This window comes from Caldicellulosiruptor changbaiensis, from assembly GCF_003999255.1.
GTDB classification, from domain to species: domain Bacteria; phylum Bacillota; class Thermoanaerobacteria; order Caldicellulosiruptorales; family Caldicellulosiruptoraceae; genus Caldicellulosiruptor; species Caldicellulosiruptor changbaiensis.
Window position 1 is genome coordinate 2,524,374 of sequence record NZ_CP034791.1, and the last position, 18,499, is coordinate 2,542,872.

The 18,499-nt window shown below is 37.6% G+C and carries 13 protein-coding genes, 5 tRNA genes and 1 pseudogene; 3 read left to right on the forward strand and 16 right to left on the reverse strand.

The features are described from left to right. Positions 1 to 2: 2 nt before the first annotated feature. From ELD05_RS12195 to ELD05_RS12245, 11 genes are all read right to left on the reverse strand, one after another. Positions 3 to 935 carry a branched-chain amino acid ABC transporter permease gene (locus ELD05_RS12195; protein WP_127352987.1) on the reverse strand — a complete coding sequence of 311 codons (933 nt, stop codon included), beginning with the start codon at positions 933 to 935 and terminating at the stop codon, positions 3 to 5. Positions 936 to 947: 12 nt separating this feature from the next. Then, positions 948 to 1,832: a branched-chain amino acid ABC transporter permease gene (locus tag ELD05_RS12200; protein WP_127352642.1), complete on the reverse strand. Its 885-nt coding sequence runs from the start codon at positions 1,830 to 1,832 to the stop codon at positions 948 to 950. A gap of 77 nt (positions 1,833 to 1,909) precedes the next feature. Continuing rightward, positions 1,910 to 3,085, reverse strand: a complete 1,176-nt coding sequence (locus ELD05_RS12205) for an ABC transporter substrate-binding protein (protein WP_127352643.1) — start codon at positions 3,083 to 3,085, stop codon at positions 1,910 to 1,912. A gap of 43 nt (positions 3,086 to 3,128) precedes the next feature. Next, a complete protein-coding gene (gene ald / locus ELD05_RS12210; protein ID WP_127352644.1) occupies positions 3,129 to 4,247 on the reverse strand; it encodes an alanine dehydrogenase in 1,119 nt (372 codons plus the stop codon). A gap of 270 nt (positions 4,248 to 4,517) precedes the next feature. Further along, on the reverse strand, positions 4,518 to 5,525 hold the full coding sequence (locus ELD05_RS12215) for a proline racemase family protein (protein ID WP_127352645.1): 1,008 nt from the start codon (positions 5,523 to 5,525) through the stop codon (positions 4,518 to 4,520). Positions 5,526 to 5,570: 45 nt separating this feature from the next. Beyond that, positions 5,571 to 6,299: a D-proline reductase (dithiol) protein PrdB gene (gene prdB / locus ELD05_RS12220; protein ID WP_127352646.1), complete on the reverse strand. Its 729-nt coding sequence runs from the start codon at positions 6,297 to 6,299 to the stop codon at positions 5,571 to 5,573. 24 nt (positions 6,300 to 6,323) lie between these two features. Continuing rightward, positions 6,324 to 6,530: a CBO2463/CBO2479 domain-containing protein gene (locus ELD05_RS12225; RefSeq protein WP_127352647.1), complete on the reverse strand. Its 207-nt coding sequence runs from the start codon at positions 6,528 to 6,530 to the stop codon at positions 6,324 to 6,326. Positions 6,531 to 6,535: 5 nt separating this feature from the next. Then, positions 6,536 to 8,236, reverse strand: coding sequence for a D-proline reductase (dithiol) proprotein PrdA (prdA, locus tag ELD05_RS12230; RefSeq protein WP_127352648.1), 1,701 nt, complete (start codon positions 8,234 to 8,236; stop codon positions 6,536 to 6,538). Positions 8,237 to 8,290: 54 nt separating this feature from the next. After that, on the reverse strand, positions 8,291 to 9,604 hold the full coding sequence (gene prdC / locus ELD05_RS12235) for a proline reductase-associated electron transfer protein PrdC (RefSeq protein ID WP_307720926.1): 1,314 nt from the start codon (positions 9,602 to 9,604) through the stop codon (positions 8,291 to 8,293). Positions 9,605 to 9,620: 16 nt separating this feature from the next. Continuing rightward, on the reverse strand, positions 9,621 to 10,814 hold the full coding sequence (locus ELD05_RS12240; RefSeq protein ID WP_127352650.1) for an ABC transporter substrate-binding protein: 1,194 nt from the start codon (positions 10,812 to 10,814) through the stop codon (positions 9,621 to 9,623). Positions 10,815 to 10,845: 31 nt separating this feature from the next. Continuing rightward, complete coding sequence (locus ELD05_RS12245) at positions 10,846 to 12,198, reverse strand: aspartate aminotransferase family protein (RefSeq protein WP_127352651.1); 1,353 nt, start codon at positions 12,196 to 12,198, stop codon at positions 10,846 to 10,848. Positions 12,199 to 12,953: 755 nt separating this feature from the next. Here ELD05_RS12245 and ELD05_RS12250 point away from each other — a divergent pair. After that, positions 12,954 to 14,139: pseudogene (locus ELD05_RS12250) on the forward strand (ISL3 family transposase). Between the two features lie 220 nt (positions 14,140 to 14,359). On the opposite strand, the gene ELD05_RS12255 reads toward ELD05_RS12250, so the two are convergent. From ELD05_RS12255 to ELD05_RS12275, 5 genes are all read right to left on the reverse strand, one after another. After that, a tRNA-Arg gene (locus ELD05_RS12255) sits at positions 14,360 to 14,436 on the reverse strand. 9 nt (positions 14,437 to 14,445) lie between these two features. Beyond that, positions 14,446 to 14,521, reverse strand: a tRNA-Lys gene (locus ELD05_RS12260). A gap of 26 nt (positions 14,522 to 14,547) precedes the next feature. Next, a tRNA-Thr gene (locus tag ELD05_RS12265) sits at positions 14,548 to 14,623 on the reverse strand. 17 nt (positions 14,624 to 14,640) lie between these two features. Next, positions 14,641 to 14,725 (reverse strand) — tRNA-Tyr (locus tag ELD05_RS12270). Positions 14,726 to 14,820: 95 nt separating this feature from the next. Further along, positions 14,821 to 14,897, reverse strand: a tRNA-Pro gene (locus ELD05_RS12275). Between the two features lie 150 nt (positions 14,898 to 15,047). Here ELD05_RS12275 and ELD05_RS12280 point away from each other — a divergent pair. Continuing rightward, positions 15,048 to 15,755, forward strand: a complete 708-nt coding sequence (locus tag ELD05_RS12280) for a tRNA 2-thiocytidine biosynthesis TtcA family protein (RefSeq protein WP_039765035.1) — start codon at positions 15,048 to 15,050, stop codon at positions 15,753 to 15,755. A gap of 45 nt (positions 15,756 to 15,800) precedes the next feature. Next, positions 15,801 to 18,434 carry a phosphodiester glycosidase family protein gene (locus tag ELD05_RS12285; protein ID WP_127352652.1) on the forward strand — a complete coding sequence of 878 codons (2,634 nt, stop codon included), beginning with the start codon at positions 15,801 to 15,803 and terminating at the stop codon, positions 18,432 to 18,434. Positions 18,435 to 18,499: the final 65 nt, after the last annotated feature.

Here is an 18,499-nt window from a genome sequence, read left to right on the forward strand (position 1 = left end):
CTTTAAACTCCCCTCCTTTGAAATGAGAGTATATCTGAAAGTCTTATCTCTCTTTTTCCTAAAAGTCCCTGTGGCCTGAACAACATTATGATTATCAAAATAATTGAATAGAGCACCATTCGCACGGCAGGCACATTTTGAAGCAGCGTTGAGACAATTGTCAGCACTATAGCAGCTATTATTGAACCTGACAAGCTCCCCAAACCACCTAAAACCACCATAACAAGGATGTCTATTGATTTAAAAAAGTTGAATATGTCTGGCTGAATAAATCCAAAGTAACCAGCATACATTCCTCCACCAATTCCCGCAAAAAATGCGCCTATCACAAATGCTAGTACTTTAAAAAGTGTTGTATTAATCCCTATGGTCTCTGCCGCTATCTCGTCTTCTCTTACTGCTACCATCGCTCTTCCATAAGAAGAGTTTATAATGTTTGAGAGGATTATTATGGTCAAAATCGCAATGACATAGTAGCCAGTCCAGTCAATTCCCTGAGGTATATCACTGATACCGCTTGCGCCGCCTAAATAGTCGATATTTTGTATAACAACCCTGATAATTTCTGCAAATCCCAATGTGGCAATAGCTAAGTAGTCACCTCTTAATCTTAGCACTGGAAGTCCTATAATAAGCCCTGCAAAGGCTGCAAAAACCCCACCTATCAAAAGACTTAAATAAAATGGAAGCGGTTTGGGAAGAGTTATCAAAACAGCCACAGTATATGCTCCAATTGCCATAAACCCTGCATGCCCTAAGGAAAACTGTCCTGTGATCCCACTTATTAAATTCAAACTTGTTGCAAGTATTATATTAAGAAGAATCAAAAGGATGTTTAGCTTGATATAATCATCAATTATTCCCACTTTCATGCCCAATGTAAAAATAGCATAAATTATCAAAATCACAGCCAGGATTAATATCCTTTTTCTCATCATTTCCCACTATCACACCTTTTCCTTTAAACTCTTACCAAGCAAACCAGCTGGTTTGAATAACAAAATCAGTACCAAGATTGCAAATGCAACTGCATCTTTGTACATTGAACTGCCATACCCACTTACAAATGTCTCAATAATCCCAAGTGAAAAACCTCCCAGCAATGCCCCTGGAATAACCCCTATTCCGCCAAACACCGCTGCAATAAACGCCTTTATTCCTGGTAACACACCCATCAGAGGGTTGATGGTGTTATAATACAGGCCTACCAACACACCAGCAGCACCGGCAAGGCTCGAACCAATAGCAAATGTATATGAAATGGTCTTGTCAATATCAATCCCCATTAGCTTTGCAGCATCCATGTCTTGAGAAACTGCTCTCATGGCTTTCCCTATCTTTGTATTCTTAACAATGTAGTTGAGCACTATCATCAGGATTATTGTAATAATGAGAAGATATACCTGTTTGTTATTTACAACTATATTGCCATGTAAAAAGTGGTAATTCTTTTCTTCTATGAGGCGGGGGAAGACCCGAGAGTCTGCCCCCATTATAAGTTGCATGAAGTTTTCTAAAAAGAGAGAAACACCAATTGCAGTAATCAAAATAGAAATTTTGGGTGAGTTTCTAAGTGGTTTATACGCTATTTTTTCTACGATAATTCCACAAAGTGCGCAAAATACCATTGCAGCTATCAAACATCCAACCAGATTGAGTTTGAGATAGACAGCTGCCAAAAATCCAATGTAAGCACCAAGCATGAACACATCTCCATGTGCAAAGTTTATAAACTTCAAAATTCCATAGACCATTGTGTAGCCTAAAGCAATCAGGGCATAAACACTACCTAAGGTGATCCCATTGATTAGCTGCTGGACAAATGTAGACAATATATATGTCACCTCTTTTCTTAGCGCACTTGTTCTTTTTTTTATGCCCATTTATTGTTTTTTTAAAAATTACATCTCTACGGATTTATCTTTTGTTTAAATACCTGAACACCGTTTTTGAGTTCTATAATCACCGCAGCCTTTTGGGCATTGTGATATTTGTTTATAGTAATGACTCCTGTCACACCTGCAAAATTTTTGGTATCTTCTAATGCTTTTCGCAGTTTTTCTCTATCTGTTGTTGAATTTGCACGTTTTATTGCGTCAGCTACAAGATAAACAAGGTCGTACGAGGTTGCTACAAAAGCATTTGGTTCATTTTTGTATAGCTGCTTATATTTTTTAATGAAATCCTGAACTTTTTTATCGGGATCTTGACCAGAATAATGTGTTGAGAAATAAACATTATTAGCATACTTACTGCCTGCTTTTTCGGCAACCTTTGGATCGTCAAACCCGTCGCCACCCATTATTGGAACTTTAATTCCAAGCTCACGTGCTTGTTTAATTATCAAACCTGCCTCATCATAATAAACAGGTGCAAAAATTGCCTCGGGGTTCTTTGCTTTTATCTTTGTAAGGATTCCACTAAACTCCTGCTCACTTTTAGCAAATGCCTCTTCGGCAACAATCTTACCTCCTCCTTTTGTGAAAGCAACTTTAAAGTTTTTTTCTAAACCTTTACTGTAATCCGAAGAAGCATCGTATATAATAGCAACAGATTTTACTTTGAGAGTTTTTAAAGCAAATTTAGCCATCACATCACCTTGGAATGAATCATTAAAGCACACTCTGAACACATATGCTTTTGTTTTACCTGTTCTTTCGTCAAGTGTAAGCTTGTCATCTGTAGCTGTAGGCGAGATAATTGGAATTTTGTATTTCATGGCTGCAACGGCTGCTGACTTTGTTGCACCTGATGTTGTACACCCTAAAATTGCAAGAACATTCTCTTTTGTTGCAAGCCTTGTTGCAATATTAAGGGCTTCGGTTTTATCAGACTTATTGTCAAATATTACAAGCTCTATCTTTTTGCCCAAGATACCGCCTTTTTTGTTTATCTCATCTGTTGCCATCTTGATTCCCTCTAACGCTCTTTGACCATATTGAGCAACAGCTCCCGAAAGCTCTAAATTCACCCCAAGCTTAATAGTACTACTTGACTTTGAGTAACTCAAAAGGCAGCTGCCAACAAGAAGGGTAAAAATAGCTATAAACACTACTACTCTTTTGAAAACTTTGCCAAACTTCATTTTTACCTCTCCTCCTTATCCTTGAAGATTTTTCTAAATCGTTTTATTGTAAAACTACCAATGGGTCGGCATAATTAAAGCCAAGAGATTTTGCAACACCTTCATGAGTTATCATTCCATCACACACATTTAAGCCCCTTCTTAACTCTGGGTTCTCCCGAAGAGCTCTTTTGTATCCTTTGTTCGCAATTTCAAGAACATATCGAAATGTTGCATTTGTCAAAGCTATTGTAGATGTTCTTGGAACAGCCCCAGGAATGTTTGCAACACAATAATGAACAACCCCATGTTTTATAAAATATGGATTTTCATGAGTTGTAACTCTATCAATTGTTTCAACACATCCTCCCTGGTCAATGGCTACGTCAACTATAACAGCACCATTTTTCATTTCTTTTACCATCTGTTCTGTGACCAGTTTTGGTGCTCTATACCCCGGAATTAAAACAGCCCCTATCAAAACATCTGCATCCTTAACAGATTCTTCAATTGTATAATAGTTAGAAACACGGGTCTGAATTGAACTTCCGAATATATCATCTAAATAGGTCAATCTCTTGATGTCAACATCCAAAACAGTTACCTTCGCGCCCATACCAATTGCTATTTTAGCTGCATTCAAGCCAACAACACCACCTCCCAATATCACAACATTTCCTCTTTCTACACCTGGAACACCGCTGAGGAGCACTCCTCGCCCGCCGTTGTGCTTTTCTAAAAGCCATGCAGCAATCTGAACTGACAGTCTACCAGCTATCTCACTCATTGGTCGTAAAAGTGGCAAGCTTCCATCATCTTCTTGAACTGTTTCATATGCTATTGCAATTACACCTTTTTTGAGCAACACTTGGGTCAGTTCTTGATTTGATGCTAAATGAAGATAAGTAAAGAGTATTTTTCCTTCTTCCAAAAACTCATACTCGCTCTTTTGAGGTTCTTTGACCTTTACTATCATCTCGCAGCTGTGGTATATCTCATCTGGCGTATCTACAATTACAGCACCAGCCTTTATATATTCTTGGTCAGAAAAGCCACTTCCTTCCCCTGCTCCTTTTTCAATGTAGACCTGATGTGAAGCTTCAACCAGGGCTTTAACCCCCCACGGGGTTAGCGCCACCCTATTTTCATTTTCTTTTACCTCTTTAGGAACTCCAATTTTCATAGGTATTTTACCCCCTTGCAAATAATGCTGTTGAAATGATATAATTGTGGATACATTGTCGACTTTTAAAATCCCTTCTTAAAAAGAGAAGTAATGCTGGGCAACAGGTTTTTTTTAATTGAAAAAGGCGAAGGTCCCCCTTTCCGAGAGGCACCTTCGCCTTTCTTTCTTTATTCTTTTGCTGATATTTTAACCAATTTTATCTGACCTGTCAATTCCAAAAAATTATTCATTATTGCCTCAAAAATTGTGTATTTTGTTAGATTAAACTTACATTATCATAAAACCAAATTTCAAAGGGTCATCTTTCTCAATAACTAATTGATTAAATCCTGTAATATAAGCTTTAGCTGTTACTTCTGGTACAATAGCCGTAAAATCTCCCACTTTTGTCTCTTTAACAACTTGTCCTTTAAAGACTGTACCGATTATACTTTCATAGTAAAATGGAGTATTTGCTCTCAAAAGACCTTTTGCATAAAGTTCTGCCATCTTTGCACAAGTACCTGTTCCACAAGGGGACCTGTCAACTTGTCCTTTGCCAAAAACTACAACATTTCTCAATGTAGCACTTTCGCTTGTTGGTGGTCCGTAAAATTCAACCAAATCTACTCCAGATATATTTGGCATAAGCGGATGAACAACTTTAATCTTTTCATTGAGAGCATATTTTATTCTCATCCCAAGTTTTATTATCTTTTCTAACTCTTGTGGTACTATTTTTAAATTTAATTTTGAAGCGTCAACAAGAGCAAAGAAATTCCCTCCATAGGCTATATCCACATTTAGCTCTCCAATTTCTGGAATGTCAAGAGTAACACCTGATTGATATAAAAACGAGGGTACATTTCTCACCGTAACAAACTCTATTTCACCGTCTTTGATAGATGCCCTTGTAATTACAAGACCCGCAGGTGTTTCAACTATTATTTCTGTTTCATTACTTTCTGCTTTTACAACCCCCATCTTTATGGCAACAGTCACAGCACCTATTGTTCCATGAACACACATGTTTAAATATCCACCACTATCCATGTATATAAGCCCAATATCTGCTTCAGATAACGTGGGCTGTGTCACAACTACCGCAAACATATCTTTGTGTCCCCGAGGCTCATTTACTAAAGTTTGCCTTATAAAATCCATATGAGCTCTCATATATTCCTTTTTTTCAAACATTGTCATACCTGGGATTCTACCAACACCGCTTAGCACAACCCGTGCAGGCTCACCCACCACATGGGTGTCAACAACGTATAATATCCTTTCAAATTCCATTTAACATCACCAGCAGTTAAACTTGTCTCAAAAGGCTTAATAATTTTATATCCTCGCCCTGTATTCATATGGAAGCTCTATAACCTCACCAAACCTGTTTATTGACTTTAGTGCAAGCAATGCATCTTTTAAAATTGCCTTTTGCATATTGACATTATTAGGTTCACCAGCATTGGCGCCAATCGGGACTTTTGGTGCAACAATTCGAGGCGCTCCTTGGTGTTTTGCAACAGGTGGCAAAGCTGCTATAATCACTGTCGGAATCCCTTCCCTTTCAATCGCTCTTTGGACAATTACTGCTGACCTATGGCAAGTTCCACACCCTGCTGTCAAAACAGCTGCGTCTACTCCTGTTTCTTTTAATAGCCTTGCAATAGCAGGTCCTGTTTCTTCTGTAAACTTTTGTGTATTTCCTCCTCCACCCATAAAACCAATGTGGATTTTCGCAACACCTCTTATAAACCCTTCTTGTGCTAGTTCTCTTAACCTGTCAATTGGAAACATACAATTGATGTCTTTGTTTACGTCAGTGTTGTCATACCCCCCATGTGTCACCATCAACTCAGAGGAGGGCGTATCACCTGGAATCTCTCTGTAACTAAAATCCCCTGCTAAATTGAAAGGCTTTTGAGATTTCAGATGAACACCTGCAGCTGTGACCAGTGCAACAACACAGTCTTTTAAATCTTTAGTAAGCGGTGTAAATACAGGTTCTGGTACAACTGGAACATAAACTTCTGAGCGAATTCCTTCTATTACCCAGTTTGTTACCATCTTGGACTCCCCCTTTTTGGTTTTTTACTGTTTATTTACCATTACATAACTCATATAAAGCTCAACCTCATCTCCTGTTTGAGGATATTTCTCTGTTATCAGCATTCTAAGTGGAATGCGCATCATTCCTAATCTACTGTCAAACTGAATGACAACATCTCCTTCACTAAGATCAACAATTTTGCCTTTTATAAGGTTTATAGGCAAGCTATATACATCAATCTCTCTCATCCTACTCACACCCTATCAACTAAGGATTGGTTTTTCTCAATAACTGCCGGGTCCCATTTGCTAAATGGTGGAAGTATCTTTCCTCCTGACATTTTGGTTTTAAGCATCGCCAGCGCTCTTCTTGCATCCTCAGGACAAAGAGTATTTTCTGCTAAAATTTCAGATTCAATCCCTTCTTCATTTTTATTAAGTTCAACCATTGCATCCATATACTTGTTGCCTACAATTAGTGAGCCCTGCACACCTGCAAAAGTGACTCCCACAACAGGGATACCTCGTTTTCCTATCTGCTCAATGTGCCATGCAAAATCTATGTGATTGTTGCCAAAACCTTCTGTTGTGACAATTGCCCCCTCCACTCCCATCGCTTCTATAAGCATTCCTAAACGTTCTGAGACATACAGTTTTTCTTGATTTGCCTGTGGACTGCCAACAAACACAACACCTACAAGGTTCAAATCATTATCAGCTCTCAAAAGCTCAACCAAAGGTTCTCTTATGTAATGTCTTGTGGTCTCTTTTGTAGCTGGTCCGACACATGTCAAGGCATGTATAGCGCCGTCTAAAACCTCATTTGAAGAAAGGACAACTGGAACATTTCCTAAGTCAACATTGCATCTTCCACCTAAAACACCACACGGCTCATTTGGAAGTATAATGTTGTCATGCATAGCACCCTGGCCCATTATCTCTTTGACTATAACTACTCGCGGTCTTCCCTTTTTGTCAACCTCAACAAGTTCTTTTATTGAACTTGCCTCAGAGGCACTTTTTGTCTTGAGAACTTCTCTAATTTGTTGAATGAATACATCACACACCTTGTGCGCTGCATATGGTCCTCTTCTTTCCATACCTGTTCTTCTTTCAATAACAACATCTACTCTAATAATGATATCATCCTCATCGGGGCAGCCTGGTCTTCCAAACTTTATCTTTTGGCTCAAAATCCCTTCACATGAACCAAATTCATGAATCTGAACACCATCTTCATCAACTCCTGTGAGGATTACAACCACACCTTTAAGTATGTTTGTAATGCCTTCTCCAATTTTACCTTCAACCTTTGTGGCAATTGGAATTACATCTAAAATGGTATTTGTGAAGATATCCCTCTTGTCAGGCTCAATAACATCTATACTTACTTTTTTTACAATAGGGTCAATACTGGAAATCTCATTTACTATGTCTTTTTTCAACATCAATACTCCATCTTGAATTGAGATTCTGTCAGCCCACTGTACTTTTTTAATCTCATATTCCCTCAATGTTAAAACTCTCTTAATTTTCTCTTTTTCTTCAACCTGATGTTGCTGCGGGAAAAACTGCAGCAGTGAAGTAGGTATTTCAAACGTAATGTTCTTACCCTCACCAATACTTACTCTTATTGGAGAATTGTGTTCACTTGTATTAAATGCTGATACAATATTTTGTTTTTCAACTTTACAAGCGGATGACAGCTCCTCTTCTATCAAATCAGGAGTGACTGGAGTTAGCGGCTGAAGAGTTTTTTTGAGTCTCTTCCCCAAAACTTCTTTTATTTTTAATACATTTGAAGGAAGTTGCAAAAATCCACCTGATTGAAGTTCAGGTAAAATCTCTGGCTCTTCTAAATTTTCAGGTCCGATAATAGTTCCAGCCTCGGTAAGGCAGCATACAACTGCTGGTTCTTCAAAATACCTTTCAATATTTTCATGTGAGATTGCCATTTTGCGCACCCCCTTTTTCAGCACAATTTTTTTTAGCGTTAAAAGAAGTAAACCTCATACCTCTATCCTTCGCAAAAGTGGATAGCCTAAGGTTTCAAGTACGTGGTCAGTATGATGAATAACCTTCAAACCCATTTTTTCTGCTATTTCTACTACTGTATTTGTACAGTTGGTACATGTGCTAATAAGCAGACACTCAGCATTCAGCTTTTTAAGCCTTAAAACCTTTTCAGCCTGGCCAGGACAATTGCCAGGATTTTTGCAGCGTGGCTTACCATTGGCATATACAAGATTTTTGCACTTTTCTATACCAACCAAACTTGCCCCCATTTTCTTTACAAGCTGCAAAAGCCTTGTCTCTTTTGCACCACATGCACAAACAAGTATGCCTATTTTTGCTTTGAGCTTCTCTGAAATAGGAGGTGTGACAATTACCGCATTGGTTTTCTTTGTAATTGGAAACTCTTGATTTCCTTCTTCACCCATAAAAGGTCCACCCAGCAGTATTTCATCATATTCTGACAACAAATACCCTTTTATCTTACAAAGGTCTTTTACTGAAAGTCCTATAGGCACATCAAAAAGCGCCTTTACTACCTTCTTATCATTAAATACACCAGCAAGTGTGAGGTTCCTTTCAATAAGAGGTTTCCTCATCTCAACTGCTTCAGCAATCCGAGAGAGAGTTTCAACATTTAGTACAATACAGTTTGCAGCCAAAGGGATCTCAGAAGGAGGCAATAAAACTCCACATATTTTAGCAACCAAAGCTCTTTCTTCCCCAGCTGGATAAGTATCTTCTATTAGCTTTATTTCAATATTTTCCCTATCAATTACTTTCTCAATTGCTTCTATTGCCTTTTTGTTCATTTTTTTGATAGCAATAACTCCTTTTGAAGCTTGGAGATAACTCATCACATATATAAGACCGCGGTAAATAAGCTCCGGGTTATTCTCCATCTGGGTAATGTTGTGAACTAAAATAGGTTCACACTCAACACCATTTGCAATTACAGTTCCGCCCTTTATTTTGTTCTTAAGCTTCAGATAAGTAGGATAACCCCCACCACCCATCCCCACAATCCCAGCTTTTTGGACAATGTCTATAAGGTTCTCTTTCTCGGTAATTTCAAGTGGTAAAAATTCCTTATCATCTACTGCATCGGTTAAAATCTCTATACAGTCTTCTGAAATACTTGTTACCTTCCCTGTTACACTTGAGTGAACATACACACCTTCTTCTTTTGGAATCGCAACTGTCTGCCCTCTTTTAACCTTTTGTCCAACTTCCACAACAGGAATTGCATTCTTCCCATTGTACTGCTTTAAAGAGATGTTCACTTTAAAAGTCATATCAATCCCTTCCAGCTGGTAATTAAGATTTTTATGGCGTAATCCTTCCCCTAAACTTCATAACACCGTTTTGTATTTCAATCACAACTCCTGAGTGTTGTCCATTGTGTTTACTATCAATGGAAATTGTACCTGCGATACTTTTATAATTAGTAGTCTTTTCAAGAGCCTCTCTTAACTTTTCTCTATCCGAAATTGTATTCGCCCTTTTAATAGCGTCAATTAAAAATTTTCCAGAAACATAGCCAAGAGCTGCTATGCTATTTGGTTCAACTTTATATCGTTCTTTGTACTTTTTAACAAAATCTTGCACTTCTTTATCGGGACTTTGAGAAGAGTAAAATGTTACAAAATATACATTGTTACAATATTCTCTACCTGCTGTTTCAACTGTCTTTGGGTCATCCAAAGCATCGCCACCGATTATAGGTACATTGATCTTAAGTTCTCGCGCTTGCTTTATAATCAAACCTGCCTCATCATAATATACAGGCGTGATAATTGCTTGAGGCTTTTTAGCCTTGATCTTTGTGAGAATGCTTCTGAAGTCTTGTTCGCCCTGAGAAAATGCCTCTTTCATAACAATCTTTCCACCTGCTTTGGTAAACGCTTCTTCAAACCCTTTGGTAACCTCTTTACTATAGTCGTTCGAAGCATTGTACACAATAGCAACATTTTTGAGTTTGAGTGATGAAATAGTAAACTTAGAAATCAACGCGCCTTCTATTGAGGAGCTAAAACATATCCTGAAAACATATTTCTTTGTTTTGCCAGTTCTCTCATCAACTGTTACTGTCTCTGCAACAGCATTTCCTGTAATAAGTGGTACTTTGTACTTTTCGGCAGCCAACGATGCAGACTTTGCAGAACCTGAGGTGCTAAGTCCAACAATCGCTAATACTTTCTCTTTTGTTGCAAGCCTTGTTGCAATATTCAAAGCTTCTGCCTTGTCAAACTTGTTGTCAAACACTAAAAGCTCAATCTTTGCTCCATTTATTCCGCCTTTTTGATTAACCTCGTCTATTGCTAACCTCAACCCTTCTAAGTTTCTCTGACCATATTGAGCACCCGTTCCTGATAAAACATCATTCACCCCAATCTTTATAACCTTTTTACCAGTGGCTGAAAATCCAGATGTATTACCAAAGCTCAACACAATGGCAATACAAATAGCAAAACATAGTACCAATAACCTCAAAAGTTTTTTACTTTTCATTCTCAACATAGAAACTATACCTCCTCATTTCCATACTTTTTTACAGTCCATTTTGCAAACAGTACTTTATTGCTTCTTCTAAGACATTCAAGCCATACTCTGCCTGCTCCTGTGTCATGACAAGTGGTGGCAAAAGCCTCAAAACATTGCTGTATATACCTGCGCTTATAAAAATCACTCCTCTTTGGTAGGAGAATTTTATAACCTCTTTTACAAACTCAGGGTAAGGCTGTTTTGAATTTCTGTCCTTTACAAATTCAATTCCCCACATTGCAGCAGTTCCACGAACATCTCCAATCACACTATACCTTTCAAACATCCTCTCCAGTTTTTCTTCTATAATTTTCCCTAATCTCTTAGCATTTGCTAAAAACTCTCCCCTTGCAAACTTTTCTATCACTACATTTGCCGCAACACAGGCTAAAGGACTTCCTGCATATGTCCCACCTACTCCTCCCTCATCAGGAGCATCCAAAATCTCTTTTCTGCCAACTACTGCACTGAGTGGTATACCATTTGCGATGGACTTTGCAACTGTTATCAGGTCGGGCTCTAAACCAAAATACTCACTGGCAAAAGTATAACCAGTTCTGCCAAACCCTGTTTGAATCTCATCTACAATGAACACAAAACCATTTTCTTTGCAAAGATTTTGAAGTTCCTGAAGATACCTCTTTGGTGGAACAATTATACCACCTTCTCCTTGAATTGGCTCAACAATAACTGCTGCAATATCCTCCGGCGACACTTCGGTTGCTATGAACTTTTTTATTCTTTCAATGCACTCTAAATCACATTCAGGATACTTGTATGTATGATTGCATCTGTAACAATAGGCATATGGAATCTTATAGACATCTGGTATAAATGGTCCAAAACCATGCTTGTATGGTTTTACTTTACTTGTAAGTGTGAGTGCAAAGTATGTTCTCCCATGAAAAGACCCTTCAGCAGACAATATAACTCTCTTTTTGGTATACTTTCTGCTAAGCTTAATAGCATTTTCAACCGCTTCAGCTCCGCTATTTGTTAGAAGCACCTTTTTTTCGTATTTTCCAGGTGCAATTGAAACAAGTTTTTGTGCAACATTTATATAAGGCTCATACATAGCAACATGAAAACAAGGATGTATATATTTCCCAACTTGCTCTTTTATTGCTTCAACAACCTCATCATCACAATGACCTGCATTTTGCATCCCAATCCCACTTGCAAAATCTAAAAAAATGTTGCCATCCACATCTTTAATAAGTGCACCTTTTGCTTCTTCTACAAATATGGGAATAGCATTACTTATCCCTCTTGACACCAGCTCTTTTCTTTTTTGCAGGAGCAATTTTGATTTCTCACCCGGAACCTCAGTTTTTATTTCTGGAAGAACATTTTCAATCATTTTTTGTCCTCCTTTAGTAGGATAGGCCTTTTTAATCTCTAGAAATTTCTCTTTTGCGTATATCATCCTCTTTTCAGCTATTATTTTTATTTTTTGATATCACCTCCTTTTTATAATGTTGTATCAACACGCTTAAGATGATATAATATACGCTGCATCATTTTTAAGTGTTTTAATTGCAATTGAGTTATATTAAGAAATCTTGTAGGGTATGTATAAATTAAAAAAGGCAAAGATGCCTTTTTCGGTAGGCACCTTTGCCTTCCGTTCCTTTTTCTTTTGATTTTTATTATAGTTTTCTCGCTCTTAATGTCAATATCAAACATATATTCGCAGTAGCTATAAAATTAGACATTAAATAATACGGCTGCCTCACAACTTCCGCCTTTCCAAACAACTTTCGATTACTCTAAACCTCGTAAGAGCAAGTGACCCCCGTTGGTCTTGCGGCTTTATCTTCGCGTACTGCCCTAATTCCCATAGATCAAAACCTCATCTCACCTCATGAGATGTTTTCTATCTCTTAGGAGAGCTTCAATCTCCCCAGGAAGAACCTCCCTTTAGCGCATGTCTATGGAACTAAACGGTAATTGCATGGTTGTAATCCTGACTGTTAATGATAAAATAAAATCGGCTCTATAATAAATATTGGGGTGGGGAAATAAAAAAGAGCACTTGTTTTGAATACCTGGTATAATATTATATTATTGATAAAAAGGAGAAAAATACAAAAGAAAAGGAGGTATTCAGAACAAGTGCCTGACATAAATTATATCACCCAATTATTAAAATCTGAAGATGTAATAATAGAGGATATAGTGGAAAATGCAACTGAAGTAGAACTTTATATAAGACTTAGGCAAAAAGTACATATTTGTCCCAATTGCAAAGCCCAGACTTCAAAAGTTCACGATTACAGAATTCAAAGAATTAAAGAAATACCGATGCTGGGAAAGAAGACATACATTGTGATAAGGAAACGCAGATATGTTTGTAAAGTTTGTAAAAAGAGATTTTATGAACAAGTAGATTTTTTACCGAAATATCAAAGAATGACAAATAGATTGGCAGCATGAACAGTAAAGTCAATTAGGAAATACAATTAGCATGACATAAGTTGCGAAGTTGTCAAACGTATCTGTTTCAACAGTGATGAGGTTATTTGATAAAGTTAGTCCAGTGGAAGCAAAAGATGAATTACCAGAGGTCATATGTATAGATGAATTTAAAGGACATGCAGGTGGAGCAAAATATCAATGCATAATTGTAGATCCTTTAAATGGCAAGATAATAGATATTTTGAAAGATAGGCGACAGGAGGTTTTAACAGAATATTTCAAGAGGTTTAAGAATCGAGATAAGGTAAAGTATTTTATCTGCGACATGTGGAAGCAATTTGCTGAGATAGCAAGGATATATTTTAAGAAAGCAAAGGTAGTTATAGATAAGTTTCATTTTGTGAGGTATGTCTACTGGGCGGTAGAGAATGTACGCAAAAGAATACAAAAGAATTTAGGCAAAAGTCTTAGGAAGTACTTCAAGAGAAGCAGGAAATTGATACTTAAAAGATATGAGAAACTTAAGCCTGAGCAGAGAGAAGAATTAGAAGTAATGTTTTTATATGCACCGGAATTAAGGATAGCTCACAGATTGAAGGAAGAATTTAACAAAGTATTAGAAAGTAAGACATGTGATGAAGCAAAGGAGAAGCTCAAGAAATGGATAGAGATGGCAGAATCAAGTAATGTAGAAGAATTCCAAAGGTGTGTACGGGTATTTAGGAATTGGTTTTCAGAGATAGTGGAATCATTTGAGGTACTATATACAAATAGTTTGACAGAAGGATTTAACAACAAGATAAAGGTGTTAAAGAGGAAAGCATATGGATTTAGGAATTTTGAAAGGTTTAGGAAGAGGATACTGTATAGTTGTACAGACTAAGAATATGGAAGAGGTAAATATTTAAAAGTTCCCTTTTTAATAGGGGATAGAAGGTGTTGATGAGTTTTTGCAATCAAATAATTATGATTGTTATTGTTGTAATTAAATACATGCTTAATTAAACTGAAAGGTGGGCATTCAGAACACCCACCCCAACTCTTGACAAAGAGCCAAATGAATTTGTAACAATATTCCAAGTCTCAAAACCCTTGAAAACAAATGGCGCGCCCAAGAGGATTCGAACCCCTGACCTACGGATTAGAAGTCCGTTGCTCTATCCAGCTGAGCTATGGGCGCGCATTTAAATGGTGCGCCATTAGGGACTCGAACCCCAGACCCGCTGATTAAGAGTCAGCTGCTCTACCAACTGAGCTAATGGCGCACCTGTTATTTTTTTATTAAATTAAATGGAGCTGGCGATGGGACTCGAACCCGCAACCTGCCGATTACAAGTCGGCTGCTCTACCGATTGAGCTACGCCAGCACCATTTTTAATCTTAGTGGTGGAGGGGGTTGGATTCGAACCAACGAAGCCTGCGGCAACAGATTTACAGTCTGCCCCCTTTGACCACTTGGGTACCCCTCCATTTTTTACTCTCTTCTTTTTTAAGAGCCGACGTTTCTGTATTTTAGCATAGGCTTTACCTTTCTGTCAATACCCTTTTTAACAAACTCTTTTAATGGTCGGGGTGAGAGGACTTGAACCTCCGGCCCCATGGTCCCAAACCACGTGCTCTACCAAGCTGAGCTACACCCCGCCATCAGCATTTATATAATAGCACCATTTTTGATTTTCGTCAAGAGGTTGGAATGAGGAATTTTTAACTTCCTTATATGATAGCAAACATGGTATAATTCAATAATGTCTACAATATAAATCAAAATAATAGCATTTGGAGGAATGAAAAATGCAGCATATCTTTAGCAAGGTGAGAAAGGCTGTAGAAGATTTTGAAATGATAGAAGAAGGAGACAAGATTGCAGTTGGTGTTTCTGCCGGAAAAGATAGTCTCACTATGCTCTACACTTTGAGCTTCATGAGAAGATTTTACCCCAAAAAGTTTGATGTTGTTGCTATCACGGTTGATATGGGATTTGAGGGAATGGATTTTTTGCCAATCAAAGAATTTTGTGATAAAATAGATGTTGAATTTCATCTTGTGCCATCGCAAATAAAACAGATTGTGTTCGACATTAGAAAAGAAGAAAATCCTTGCTCGCTTTGTGCAAACCTTCGGCGTGGAATACTTAACTCAACAGCAAAAAGTCTTGGTTGCAACAAGGTTGCGCTCGGACATCACTTGGATGATGTGGTTGAAACATTTTTCCTGAGCCTATTTTTTGAAGGAAGAATCTACTGTTTTTCACCAAAGACATACCTTGACAGAACTCAAATTACAACTATAAGACCTATGATTTATTTAAAAGAACATGACTTGAGGGCTGCTGCAAGAAAGCTTGAGCTTCCCGTAATCACAAATCCATGCCCTGCAAATGGAAAAACTAACAGACAAAGAATGAAAGAGTTTGTAAAAAGCTTGAAACAGTTTCATCCCGCAACCAAGGATTTGGTCTTTAATGCTATAAAGAGAAATATATGGGGGTTAAAAGATTAAACTTTTGCAACTTTTCATGACAAAAGACTGGAGGCAAGTGTGAAGATGAAAAAGTTTTTAAGCTTTATCTCTTTTGCGACAATTTTGTCCTTCATCCTATCAGCATTTGCAAAACCGTATACAGAAATTTTGAGATTTAAAACAGCACAGCAGATTGCTCCTCGCACGTATTATGAAAAGTATGAACTTTTGACAGATGAGGGTTTTGTGGACATAAATTGCATAAAGCTTGACCTTATAGATGGTGGATTTAACTTTGATGTGCTAAAGTCAAGGGTTGCAAACACTGGTGATTTTGTCTATAACATGGTTTTAAGCCAAATCGACAAAAACCCTGTTGCTGCAATAAATTCGAACTTCTTTTACACAAACACCAAGACAGACTACAACAAGATCTGGCCAATTGGAATTTCTGTATCAGGTGGCAAGATTCTGTCTTCGCCAAACAACAAGCAAAATACCTTCCCGGCCTTTGTGTACACAAACTCAAATGAAATTCTTTTTGACTATATAAATGGTCTTTCATACAAGCTTGTAAACTTAGATTCTGGTTATGAATTCAAGATTGCACATGTAAACAAGTTCACAGGCGATTTGACATACCCTATTTTGTTCACAGGCGACTATGTTCAAAAAACCATCGGAAACAAGTACAAGGGAATTGTGGAGCTTATCATAAAAGATGGCATCATCAAAGATATCAGAGAAGAAGAGCAGGCTGTTGCCTTGGACAAGAGCGAATATCTTTTGGCGGCAACAGGAAACTATGCAAAAAACCTGAAAGCAAACTTCAAAGTGGGCGACAAAGTAAGTTTAAAGATAGACCTTCCCATTCCACTTGAGAAAATAAAAGCTGCGGCATCTGGTAATACCTTCTTGTTAAAAGACGGCAAAATACCAACTTTTACTCATGAGATTGCAGGAAGGCATCCACGATCTGCAATTGGCATTGACAAAACCGGTCGATACCTCTATCTTGTTGCGGTTGACGGACGAAATGGAAAGAGCATTGGCCTCTCACAGGGTGAGCTTGCAAGTTTCTTGCAGTCAATTGGCGTGTGGACAGCCATAAACCTTGATGGCGGGTATTCCACACAACTTATTGCAAAGGACAATGATGGAAACCTCAAAGCCTTTTACAGCACTGGCAAAACCCGAAAGGTCTTTGACAGCATAGCAGCTTTTTACAAATACAGAGATGATAAAATTGCTACATTTTTTATAGACTGCCCTGACAAGGTCTTTGCAGGCGAAGAGTATCCCATAAAGGTTTTTGCAAAAGACAGGTTCTACAACACAATCACATATGATGCCGTATATTTGAAGGTATACCAAGATGCTTATGAGATAGACATAAAAGATGGCATCTTCACGCCTTACAAAGATGGTGTTGTTACAATATCTTGTGTGTATGAAGATGTGTACCAGAAAGCTTTTGCGCAAAAAAGGATTTCGGTGTACAAACCGGAGATTTTGACCACAAGCAAAAAGCAGCTTTATCTTTTGCCCGGTGAGTCTGCAGCGCTGAGGTTCTATATAAAAGATAAGGTTGGTCATTTTAAAGAGATAGATTCAAGAAAAGTTCAAGCAGAAGAAAATCCTGCTTTTGAGTTTAAAGATGGGATTTTTAGAGCAAAATCTAACTTTCGAGGCTTTGTAACATTTACCTACAAAGATTTAAAATGCAGTATACCTGTTGGGATAGGTCAAACTACACAGCTTCTAAGGTCGTTTGATTACCTTGCCTTGAGCTGGCCAAAAGGTGTTTCGATGTTTCTTTCATCAAAGAACAAGACACAGGGAAAATATTCAAACAAGATATATTTCAGTATCTCTTCAACAAAAGGCAAAAGCTTTAAGCTCAACTTTAAAACTCCTGTTGACCTTACAAATATAAATAAAATTTCATTTGACCTTTGCGCAAAAAATGTAAAAGTCTATCTTGGCTTTAAAATGCTAAATGGCACTCAAAAAGAGGTTGAAATAGCCCAGAGCAAAAGCGACAATTTCAAAAGCTATTCCTTGAATGTAGAGAGTTACAAAACCTTAGACTATATTATGCTTATTCCGCAAAAGACGCAAGGCTACATCTGGATTGACAATCTGAGGGGCAATATTGTAAATCTACCTCCTGTTGAAGCTATAAACCAGTATGTTGCAAAGTTCGATAGTAAGCTTGCAAAATGGTCTGTAATTTTCCTGACAAAGAGTTTTGAAAATCTGCCAAGTGACACCAAGAAAAAGGTAGAATCCAATCTTGGCAGCTATTTGAAATGTTACAATCTTGAAAAGGATAACCCACCATATGAAAAGAATGAAAAGTTCAACATAGTATTTTTAAGAACCAAAAGCGGTTCAATTTTGGACTTTTCGTTCTATCAGTGGATTAGGATTAAAAATCTATCAGCTGAGAAAAAACCGCTGATTGTTGTTTTGGGCATTCCCTTTGAAAGCCTCAGGCAAGAGGAAAAGGATATACTCATAAGACTTTTAAAATCAAGAAAAGCACCTTCAATGATTATCTGCACCACGAGCGATTACACCCGTGTAGAAAGATACGATACTCTTTACATCGGATATGCATCATCAAACGACTTGCTTTCAAAATCAAGTACGAAAAGTGTAAACCTTGCATGTGATATTGAAAAAGGGTATATTTACCTTGCAAGAGGGTATTAAAAACGGGATTTTTAAAAATAACATAAAGCCTCTCTCTTGGATTTTCTTATATTCTAGTCAAGAGA